Genomic DNA, 8826 nt, shown 5'->3' on the forward strand with positions numbered 1-8826 from the left:
TAAGAGATACTGNTAAAAATATTATTTTATTTGGCTAACTAACTAATTTTAGGTATTTTTGTCACGGGAAAATATTTATTAGAGCAAAAGAAAGCATGATTTTTAATCAGAATGAAATAAAAAAGTTAGCTGAGGGCGATGTACGCGTGTTCACAGCTTTACACCAAGCCTTTTTCCCGAAAATTCATCAGTTTGCACTCATGCTGCTTAAAGATAATCAGGATGCAGATGATGTTTGCCAGATTATTTTTACAAAAGTTTGGGTTAAGCGAGAAAACCTTTCAGAAGTAACAAATTTAGACGGCTACCTTTTTACACTTTCAAAGAATTCTATTATAGATTATCTTTCTTCAAAAAAGAATAAAAAATAATAATAGCAATAATATTCCACAAATAACAGACACTACAACTCCTTACGAAAATTTGGTTGCAAGTGATATGCAACTACTTATAGATATGATTGTGGGAAATATGCCAGAACAGAGACAAATTATATACCGCATGAGTAGAGAACAACTTTTAAACAACAAAGAAATAGCCACAAAGCTTAGAATACAGAAAAAAACAGTTGAGAACCACCTCAACCTCGCTCTAAAAGATATAAAAAAAGTTTTATTTTTAGTACATTTAGTTTTATTTTTTTGGGTGTAATCTACTATTTATATGTCTTTAATACTAAAAAGAATAGTTTTCCGAAAAAACATAAGAATTTCATATGACACACATTATAAAAAAAATAATAGTATATTATGCTCATAATAAAGTGAGGCCAGAAATAAAAGACAGAGTTTTAAAGAGATTGGCTACAACAAAAGATGACATAAATGCAACTGAAGTCTATCAACAATTATGGGATGAAATAGATACAAAGATTTCCGCAAAGAAAAGGCACACATTCTTACAAAAAAATATATGGACAAAGATTGCAGCTGCCATTATACCTATACTCATACTCTTCGGATTAGCTGAATTTTATATTATCAATACCTATAAACAGCCTAAAAACTTCGTTTTACAATATAGATATACTAAAGTTGGAGAAAATAAAACTTTATTATTACCTGATGGAACAAAAGTAAACATGAAAGGTGGAACAGTCATTCAATATCCTGTTTCCTTTGAAGGGAATGAACGAATTGTATATCTTAATGGAGAAGCCTTTTTCGATGTCCATCACGATAGTAGTAAGTCATTTCGTGTGATAACTTCTTACTTTGATATAACTGACATAGGAACTTCTTTTCATGTTTCATCTTACATGACAACAAACGATGTTTACGTTTATGTAAAAACAGGTTGTGTAGAACTACATTCGGAAAGAGGAAGTAAATCTTATAAGCTTTCGCAAAATGAAAATCTTTTGTATAATGTGAAAAGTGGAGAAATAAAATTAGGAAGAGGATTGCCAGAATTAGCTCAATCATGGAAGATGGCACAGATTAATATTGATAACATGACGTTAGGAGAGACAATGAAAAAATTGTCAGAAATTTATGGCATTAAAATTTTATTTAATTCAAAAAAGAATTATAACCAGTGTATCACTGCACACTTTAATCGTGGGGAAACTTTAGAAAGCGTACTTAAAGTTATAGGAAATATTTTTCCAGATTTCCATTACAAAATAAATGAAGATAAAGTCGTTATATATTAATAACTTAAAGAATAAATTGATGATGGCTACCACATAATATGGTAGCCATCATGTGTTATATATAAAACAAGATACAAACAAATCTCTGATTTATTTTGTTTTCTATTGGGTGTATTTTGTTTTTTTATAGTCTTTAAAAATATAAAAACCAAAAACAATAGAAAACCAATTATCAAAAGTTTAATGTTTATGAATACACGAAGACATTCTGTCCTATTTATAGGGGCTCTTCTTGCAGGTAGTATAACAGTTCATGCCCAATCGGTCTCGTTTGGTTCAAACAAAGTGACATTAAAACACGCGTTTGAAAAAATTGAAAAAGCTTCAAAGTATCGAATTGTCTATAATTCCTCATTAATTGACACATCTCGTATACTTCCAATTTCTAAAGCAGAAGGAGATGCATTAGAATTGCTCAAACTGGTGTTGCAAAGTGCTGATTGTGAATATGACATTAATGGAAATTATGTAACAGTCCGGCCTAACTCCACAAAAATACGCTCTAAATCTTCTAATATAAATAAGAAAAAAGTCACTGGAAATATAACGGATGATAGTGGCGAAGCAATTATTGGTGCTACAGTCATGGTAAAAGGAACAACCAATGCAACTGTTACCGATTTCGATGGGAACTTTGTTCTTTCTGATGTACCAGAAAATGCTGAAATATCAATTTCATATATAGGTTTTCAGCCTATTATACTGAAAGCTTCAGACCAAAGGCTTGCAAAAGTAGTTCTTCATGAAGATAGTAAAGCATTAAGTGAGGTCGTTGTTGTGGGGTACGGAACCCAAAAACGTGCTAACCTTACAGGTGCTGTGGCTACCATAAGTTCTGAAGATATCGGTAATCGCCCTGTAACAACCTCTGCTGGAGCATTACAAGGCGCTGATCCATCTGTGAACTTGACATTTAATTCAGGCTCGCTTGATTCAGACTACTCTGTTGATATACGTGGCGTTGCTTCTATCAATGGTGGCACACCGCTTGTCCTTGCTGATGGAATGGAAGTAAGTCTTAACCAAATTAATCCTAACGATATTGAGTCCATTTCCATACTTAAAGATGCATCAGCTTCTTCAATCTATGGAGCAAAAGCAAGTTCTGGTGTTATTCTCATTACAACCAAAAAAGGCAAAGATATGCAAGGAAAAGCTACCATTACGTATAATGGGCGTATAGGTTGGAAAAGAAATACAACTTCGACAGACTTTATTGACAATGGTTATGATTATGTATCTCTTGTAAATAAATTCTACCAATCTTATAACAACAAACAATGGCTTTCTTATGACGATGAGGGTATGCAAATGTTATTGGATCGAAAGAATGATAAAACAGAAGACCCTGCTCGACCATGGGTTATGACTGATAACAGAGGGCGTTATATGTATTATGCTAATTTTGACTGGTATAACTATCTTTTCCGCCAGTCACGCCCAGAAAACGAACATAATGTTTCTATAACAGGAGGCAATGATAAAGTAAACTATTTCGTAAGCGGTCGTCTACTAAATCAAGATGGAATTTTTAAGATTTATCATGATAAATACCACAACTATTCTTTCCGCGGGAAATTGAGTGCTAAACTTAACAAATTGCTTACGTATACAGGAAATGTCAACTTTAATACGACGGAATATAAATATGCTGGCTTTAAAAATGAACAACAAACGTTGTACTTTCTTAGTTATAATTTATATCCTAACGTAGTACCACGTAATCCTGATGGAACAATAGTACAATATATTAATCAAATGACGGGTAATTCACCTCTTGGTGGTGGCCACGCTGGTTTTCTAACTGCAAATGAGGCCAGAAACAAACGTACAGACAAGGACTTCGTGCTTACTAACCAATTGGATATAGAAGTAAACAAAGATTTGATATTTACGTTCTCATATGCTTATAAAGATCGTAATCGCATACGTAATTATCGCAATATGCCTTTTGACTATTCTCGCCAGGAAGGTGTTATACAGAACTTTACATCAGGAACTATCAAGGATTATTATCAAGAAACTCATATTAATATTCGTGATCATAATCTCAACATATATGGAACGTATCAGCATACATGGAATAAACAACATAATTTCAAAGCCGTCGGTGGTATGCAATATGAAGATTATCGTAGTAACGATCTCTCTGTTACAAAAAACAATTTATTAAGTAAAGACTTAGCTTCAATGAGTATTGCCACAGGCGAGACAGTTACATCACAAGAGATTAATGCCTTCCGTACTTTAGGTTACTTTGGTCGTGTGAACTATGATTATATGGGAAAATATCTCGTTGAATTAAGTGGTCGTTGGGACGGAACCTCTCGCTTTGCAAGTAATGACAGATGGGGATTTTTTCCTTCTGCATCATTTGGATGGCGTATAAGTGATGAAAAGTTTTTCGAACCTCTCCATAGCTTTTGGGACAATGCGAAATTACGTTTCTCATTGGGAAGTCTAGGAAACCAACAAGTTGACACATATGCTTATTTTGATGAGATTTCTACAGACAATTCAATGAACTATACCTTTGATGGTTTAAATAAAGCATATTATGCAAACGTATCTAATCCAAAATCTGCAAGTTTAACTTGGGAAACAATCTCGACTTATAACATAGGTTTAGATTTAGCATTCCTTAGAAATCGATTAACAATTACTGCTGATTATTTTATTCGATACACCAAAGATATGCTTACCCACTCACTAACTTTACCTGCAGTTTTTGGTGCAGAGGCTCCAAAAGCGAATTGTGCAGACCTTCGGACAAATGGTTGGGAACTCTATGTGGGTTGGAACGATCAATTTAAAGTGGCAGGGAAGCCCTTGCATTACCATGTCTCAGCAACGATTGGCGACTATAAGTCAACAATTACTAGGTTTGATAATCCTAATAAACTCATATCAGATTATTATGAAGGGATGACATTAGGCGATATGTGGGGCTATAAAGTGGGTGGCCTATTCAAAACAGATGAAGAAGCAGCTCAATATCAAGCAAAAATAAATGATAAAGCTGTAAACAATAGAGTTTATAATTCAAAAACCGACAATCGGCTTCGTGCAGGTGATGTAAAGTTCCTTGATTTAGATGGTGATAATATTATTTCAGAAGGCTCTGGTACAGTGAGTAATCCTGGTGATAAGCGTATAATTGGTAATAATTTGCCACGATATTCTTATTCGTTCCGTCTGGGTGCAGAATATGAAGGTATTGATTTCTCTATCTTTTTCCAAGGTGTAGGTAAACAAAATTGGTATCCTACGCAATATGCTTATACTTTCTGGGGTCCCTATTCTCTGCCATCTGTTTCATTTATTCCAACAAATTTTGAAAATATGGTTTGGTCAGAGAGCAACCCGAACGCCTACTACCCAAGACCACGTGGTAATCAGGCTTATAGTGCTGGTGCACTTAATGTCTATAATAGCCGCTATTTACAAAATGCAGCTTATCTACGCTTAAAGAATCTTTCCATAGGCTACACTTTACCTATAAAGAATAACGCTGTAGTGAAGAAGGCTAGAGTCTACGTAGCTTGTGAAAATTTGTTCTATTGGTCTCCTATGAAGAAGTATACAAAGGCAGTTGATCCAGAACTTGTAAATAGTAGCTCAACCTATCAGGGCAAGTCTGGTGTTGGCTATGGATTCTCAAAATCAATTTCAGTAGGAGCAGACATAACATTTTAAATTAGCATTATCATGATTAATAATAAATTATTTACTAGTCTAACTTTAATGGGCTTATTCGTATTTTCTTCTTGTAATTTAGATTTAACACCAGAAGATACTCTTAGTCCTAAAACCTATTTTAAGAATGGTCCACAGCTTGAATTATGGGCAAATCACTTCTACAGCTTACTTCCAGATGCTGATGATCTTGCAAAACAGAATGCAGATGATAACATTAGTTCTGAATTAGGTGAAACACTTATGGGGCAACGAAGTGCTGCTAGTGAAGATGGATGGAATTGGGATCGTTTGAGAGATATTAACTATTATCTCCAGCACTCCAATCAATGCTCAGATGAAAATGCTAGAAAACATTATGATGGAGTGGCCTATTTCTTCCGTGCATATTTCTATTTTGAAAAAGTGAAACGTTATGGGGATGTGCCATGGTATGACCAAGTTTTAAATTCTAACGAAGATAAGTTGCTCGCGAAACCACGTCAAGATAGAGAACTTATTATGGATTCTGTAATGAAAGATCTTGATAGAGCAATAACTATGTTGCCAGTTAAAAAAGATCCTGTTCACGTTACAAAATGGACTGCACTTGCATTCAAAAGTCGTGCTGCTCTTTATGAAGGGACCTTCAGAAAATATCGTGGTATGAATAACTATGAGAAGTATTTGAAACAAGCTGCGGATGCTGGAGAAGAATTTATAAATAATAGTGGTTATAAACTTTACACCAAGGGAGCAGAACCTTATCGTACTCTTTTCAATAGTATAGATGCTGTAAGTGATGAAGTTATATTAACAAAAAAATATAGTAATACATCAAACGTTCGCCATAGCATACCTTTTAATATTATCATCTATCGCCAAGGTTTTACTAAGCGGTTTATGAATCATTATTTAATGTCTGATGGCTCACGTTTCGACGAACAGCCTGGCTGGCAGACTATGGGGTATGTTGCGGAAACAAAACACAGAGACCCACGACTATCACAAACTGTGCTTTGTCCAGGATATGTTCAAGTAGATGCATCAAAAGAAACCGTTAATGATCTTAGCGCTTTAACAGGCTATCGTCCAATTAAATTTGTGAATGCTTCACCATATGATGGCTCACTTAAAGCCATTACTGATTATCCTCTTTTCAGGGCTGCAGAAGTTTATCTTAATTTTGCAGAGGCTAAAGCAGAACTTGGGACTTTGTCACAGATTGATTTAGATAAATCGATTAATAAAATTAGGGATAGAGTTGGAATGCCTCATCTAAATATGTTAGCAGCGAATACAACCCCTGATAATTTGTTGTTACAATATTATCCTAATGTTACAAAGAATACAAATACAGGGGTCATATTAGAAATAAGACGTGAACGCACAGTAGAACTTGCACTAGAAGGATTCCGCTTATGGGATATCTTCCGATGGAAAGAAGGGCAACAGCTTACAAAGGAATTTGACGGATGTTACTTCCCTGGACCTGGTGAATATGATTTGAATGAAGATGGAATAGCCGATATCTTATTGTACACGACCAATAAGGGTAATTTCAAAGGTGCTTCATTTAAGATAGGAAAAGATATTATTCTTACTAATAATACATCCGGGAATATTCATGCATTAAGTAATATTACGATTTCTTGGGATGAAAATCGTGATTATCTATGGCCAATTCCTGCAAGTGAAAGAGTCTTGACTAGTGGGGCATTGACACAGAATCCTGGCTGGACTGATACTACAAACTTCAATTAATATGAATGTTCCAAGACTATTTATTATAGAAAGAATAGCCTTGGAACATATTTTATCTCTAATATAAGCTTATGAAAACAATAAAAAAAAGTTTAGTTTTACTATTATTTATAGTAATACCCTTTTCTGCACTTAGCAAAGGGAATAGAGTTGATACCCTGCTTCAATATATGCATGACGGAGGTAAATCGAAACACGTTATGATTTTTGCACACAGAGGAAATTGGCGTAATTCTGCAGAAAATTCAATTCAGGCTTTTCAAGATTGTATCAATGAGGGGTTGGATGGAATCGAAGTTGACTTACAGATGACAAAAGATAGTGTACTCGTTATAATGCATGACGAGACCTTAGATCGTACAACAACGGGCTCAGGAAAGGTTTCTGATTATACGATAGATGAGCTACGCAAACTTCGTCTTCTGAACCCTATTGGAGTCAAAACGCGACAAACGATACCAACATTTGAACAAGTTTTGCTTCTCGCAAAAGATAAGATTCTTATTCAAGTTGATAAATGGAAAGCTTATGGTCAACAAGTTGCAGATTTAGCAAAAAAATATAATTGCGAACGGCAGATAATACTAAGAACAACAGATAATAGTAAGGCCACAAAACAAAAATACGGAAATCTTTTAGACAATCTTATTGTTATGCCCGTCTTGGTATGTAAGGGTGGAAATGTAGACGAAGAAAACTTACAAGATTTTATTAAAAACTATTCTTCTCCAGTAATGAGCTTCTCCTTTATACGAGAAGACTACCCCATTCTAAGAAAAATTAAGAACTTACAGGAAATGGGGTATCGTATTTGGTTCAATTCTTTATGGGATACATTTAATGCAGGCCATGATGATGAACTTGCTGTTACTGATCCTGATAATAGTTATGGATGGTTAATTAATCATGGAGCAAACATTATTTTTAGTGACAATCCAATTTTGTTAAAGAAGTACTTAATAAAGATAAACCGGTGGTGATATGAAAAGAATCTTCCTGTTATTTTTGGTTTTGGCCTTTTTGAGAATATCTATTTATGCTCAACATTCATTTCCCCCAACACATTGGTGTAATACTACTGAAGGTTGGAAAACTAAAGGATGTCGTGCCCTTTATGGAATGAAGTTTGAGGAAAAAGAGAAAGTAATTGCAATTCCTCACAGAGGCTCATGGGGACTTCCTGGTGTCCCTGAGAATTGTATGACGGCTATTGATAGTGCCTACACTCAAGGTTATATGTTTGTTGAAGTTGACGTTATTTTGACTGCAGATAAGAAACTATTCTTGTGCCATGATCAACAGACTAACAGAATGACATCTTTGCCACCTACATTTTCGGCAGATGGAAATCTTTTTGATAATGGAACCTTTGTGAGGAATTTGTCTTGGTTTTCACCGACCTTAAACAAAGTTCCAGATATTCAAGCAGTAAATTATCCATCATTTCCTGCAATTAATACAGCTCATTATAAGGATAGATTTAATAACATTACAAACTACCTTACAAACACGTTTGAAGATGTTTGTGACTATATGAAAAGTCATGATATCATTGTAGCTCTAGATATTAAAACTGGCTCAATGAAAGACTTAGTCACTAAAAAAGAATATTTAGAAGCTATATCTATAGCTTTAAGAATAGCTGAAGAAAAGAATGTTCTTTCTAAATTGATATTAAAACCAGGATCTTCAGGTCAAGTCACCGTTGATGAGATACAAGCCTATCTTGAACC

7 protein-coding genes are annotated in these 8826 nt (G+C 34.5%); all 7 read left to right on the plus strand.

Going from position 1 to position 8826, the window contains the following annotated elements; genetic code table 11:
- Positions 1–95 precede the first annotated feature (95 nt).
- Positions 96–371, plus strand: a complete 276-nt coding sequence (locus HMPREF9420_RS14775) for an RNA polymerase sigma factor (RefSeq protein ID WP_007135636.1) — start codon at positions 96–98, stop codon at positions 369–371.
- 130 nt (positions 372–501) lie between these two features.
- Positions 502–651, plus strand: a complete 150-nt coding sequence (locus tag HMPREF9420_RS14780; RefSeq protein WP_248628106.1) for a sigma-70 family RNA polymerase sigma factor — start codon at positions 502–504, stop codon at positions 649–651.
- A 64-nt stretch (positions 652–715) separates the two neighbouring features.
- Positions 716–1654: a FecR family protein gene (locus HMPREF9420_RS10425; RefSeq protein WP_007135638.1), complete on the plus strand. Its 939-nt coding sequence runs from the start codon at positions 716–718 to the stop codon at positions 1652–1654.
- A gap of 183 nt (positions 1655–1837) precedes the next feature.
- Complete coding sequence (locus HMPREF9420_RS10430; RefSeq protein WP_007135640.1) at positions 1838–5350, plus strand: SusC/RagA family TonB-linked outer membrane protein; 3513 nt, start codon at positions 1838–1840, stop codon at positions 5348–5350.
- A 12-nt stretch (positions 5351–5362) separates the two neighbouring features.
- Positions 5363–7093 carry a RagB/SusD family nutrient uptake outer membrane protein gene (locus HMPREF9420_RS10435; RefSeq protein ID WP_007135641.1) on the plus strand — a complete coding sequence of 577 codons (1731 nt, stop codon included), beginning with the start codon at positions 5363–5365 and terminating at the stop codon, positions 7091–7093.
- A gap of 71 nt (positions 7094–7164) precedes the next feature.
- Positions 7165–8073 (plus strand): glycerophosphodiester phosphodiesterase family protein, encoded by a 909-nt coding sequence (locus HMPREF9420_RS10440; protein ID WP_007135642.1) that lies wholly within the window; start codon positions 7165–7167, stop codon positions 8071–8073.
- A gap of 1 nt (position 8074) precedes the next feature.
- Positions 8075–8826: glycerophosphodiester phosphodiesterase family protein (locus HMPREF9420_RS10445; protein WP_007135643.1), on the plus strand; the 752-nt coding region annotated here is incomplete at its 3' end.

The organism is Segatella salivae DSM 15606, assembly GCF_000185845.1.
Lineage (GTDB): Bacteria > Bacteroidota > Bacteroidia > Bacteroidales > Bacteroidaceae > Prevotella > Prevotella salivae.